General features: G+C 47.7%; 3 protein-coding genes. 1 reads left to right on the top strand and 2 read right to left on the bottom strand.

What is annotated here, in order from left to right:
• Positions 1-52 precede the first annotated feature (52 nt).
• Together FC49_RS09550 and FC49_RS09545 are read right to left on the bottom strand one after the other, a co-directional pair.
• Positions 53-253: a cold-shock protein gene (locus tag FC49_RS09550; protein ID WP_056984885.1), complete on the bottom strand. Its 201-nt coding sequence runs from the start codon at positions 251-253 to the stop codon at positions 53-55.
• A gap of 143 nt (positions 254-396) precedes the next feature.
• Complete coding sequence (locus FC49_RS09545) at positions 397-1,044, bottom strand: metal-dependent transcriptional regulator (protein WP_003714610.1); 648 nt, start codon at positions 1,042-1,044, stop codon at positions 397-399.
• A 186-nt stretch (positions 1,045-1,230) separates the two neighbouring features.
• Here FC49_RS09545 and FC49_RS09540 point away from each other — a divergent pair, with 186 nt between their 5' ends.
• The gene (locus tag FC49_RS09540) at positions 1,231-2,151 is read left to right on the top strand and encodes a cation diffusion facilitator family transporter (protein ID WP_003714605.1); all 921 of its coding nucleotides are present in this window, start codon (positions 1,231-1,233) and stop codon (positions 2,149-2,151) included.
• Positions 2,152-2,179 lie beyond the last annotated feature (28 nt).

Below are 2,179 nucleotides of genomic sequence, written 5' to 3'. Positions count from 1 at the left end.
TTTTGTCTAACTTTTTTGTTGCACTTCAGCAATCCCCAGGCCTTATTATTTACTAATCTTTAACAACGTTGATCGCTTGCAAGCCCCGGTCGCCTTCTTCAACATCGAAGCTAACCTTTTGGCCCTCGTCCAGGCTCTTGAAGCCTTCCCCTTGAATCGCGGAGAAGTGAACGAAAACATCGTCGCCACTTTCCCGGGAAATAAAGCCATAGCCCTTATCGTTGTTAAACCACTTAACAGTTCCTTGTTCCATTATTAGAACTCTCCTCTGCGTTTACACGCCTAAATTTGTAATTAATTTAGTGAAAATTGGATCCGGTTCTCATAATGAAACAAACCAACCGCACTTCAAAAACTACAATGGTCAGTATACCATAAAAGCTGTGATTAACCTAACTACTGGATAAAGATGTTATGAGCAGCCTTGTAGGAAACGTTAATCTCGCGTTCATCCCCGTCTTTCGTAATTACAATCGGGCCCTCAAACGGTTCGTGGCGGATTACCTGCACCTTCTCCTGGGGACGCAGTTGCAGTTCTTCCAGGTAGGTCAACAATTCGTGATTATCCAAAAAGCGTTCTAAAACGACCGTTTCGCCGTCCGCTGCTTCGGCGAGCAAGCGGTGGCTTACGTCCGGAAACTTACCATTAGCAGATGGGATTACACCACCGTGGGGGCAGTGATCCGGGTGCTGGAGAAAGTCATCCAGCGCTTCAGCAAGCCGGTCGCTGGTTTGGTGCTCCAGCACTTCTGCCTCCGAGTGAACGTCCGCAAAGTTGTAATGCAGCTTATCCACCAGGAAGGTTTCCCAGAGGCGGTGCTTACGAACCAACTCGGCCGCGTACTTTTGCCCTTTAGCGGTGAGGGAAATCCCCGCGTAGGGTTCGTGCACCACCAGCCCCTCGTCAGCAAGTTTGGAAATCATTTCCGTCACCGAGCCGGCTGCGATCCCTAGCCCTAATGAAATTTCCTTATTAGAAACTTTTTTATGACTGCCGCCAAGCTCAAAAATAATCTTCAAGTAGTCTTCTTTCATCGGAGTCAATCTAATTCACCTCATGTTAAATTTGGCCTACGTGCGGTCATCAATGTAATTCTCTGTATTGAATATATTACGATTATAGCATAATATTAAACTGTCTAGTTCGGAGTGCCTAACTTTTTCGTTAGCTTTAATCACTAATTTTAATATACTAGTAGCAAGCAATTTTATTTTGAGGAGTAAACTACAATGAAAAGTAAAATTACTGGGCAGCGGTTCCTCGCCGTCACCCTGCTAAATGTTTTGATTACCGTTGTTGAAATCATCGGGGGCCTGCTGTCAGGCAGTTTGGCCCTCCTCTCAGATGCTTTTCACAACATGGGTGATTCATTTTCTATCATCCTCGGCTATGTCGCCCAGCAGCTCGGCGGCAAGTCCGAAAACCGGAGGCAGACGTATGGCTACCGGCGGGCAGAAATCCTATCAGCCCTCACCAACAGCCTCCTGCTCTTGGTAATTGCCATCTTCCTGATTGGGGAAGCCATCCAGCGACTCGGCCATCCCGAGCATATTAATGGCCGACTGATGTTAATCGTCGCCGTCATTGGCCTGCTCGCCAATTTTGCTTCCGCCGCCCTCCTGCATTCTGGCAGTCATGATAGTCTGAACGTTAAGGCCACCTACCTGCACGTCCTCAGCGACGCTCTGTCGTCCGTGGCAGTGATTATCGGGGGAATTATCCTCAGTTTTGTTAACGTTCCCTGGCTGGATCCGTTGCTAACAATCGGGGTTGCCGTCTACATCGGCTTTGAAGCCCTTCCAATCATTAGCCAAACGATTAAGATCCTGATGCAGTCCTCACCCGACTTGGATTATGACAAGATTACCACGGACCTCAAGGCTGTCGCGGGGGTCAATGACGTTCACCACGTCCACGCCTGGATGATTGATGAAAATCATATCATCTTTTCTGCACACCTCAACTGCGACGACCTTCGTTTGAGTGAAGTGGAAGAAATTTATTCGCAGGTTGAAAAGATTCTCCGGGAAAAGTACCATATTTGCCACATTACCATCCAGGCCGAGTGCAGCCGCGGGCGAGATGAAAACCTCTTCAACACCCCCGTCGATGAGCAGCACATGATCAACGACAAGAACACTACTAAGTAAATCGGTTCTACAATTTTAAGTACTGATG

This window comes from Limosilactobacillus oris DSM 4864, assembly GCF_001434465.1.
Lineage (GTDB): Bacteria > Bacillota > Bacilli > Lactobacillales > Lactobacillaceae > Limosilactobacillus > Limosilactobacillus oris.
Note: the sequence above shows the minus strand (reverse complement) of the source record. Positions and strands in the feature narration are given on the sequence as shown.

Excerpts from the sequence above, each read along its gene's own strand:
- FC49_RS09540 (WP_003714605.1), top strand. The coding sequence starts at position 1,231 with ATGAAAAGTAAAATTACTGGGCAGCGGTTCCTCGCCGTCACCCTGCTA.
- FC49_RS09550 (WP_056984885.1), bottom strand. The coding sequence starts at position 253 with ATGGAACAAGGAACTGTTAAGTGGTTTAACAACGATAAGGGCTATGGC.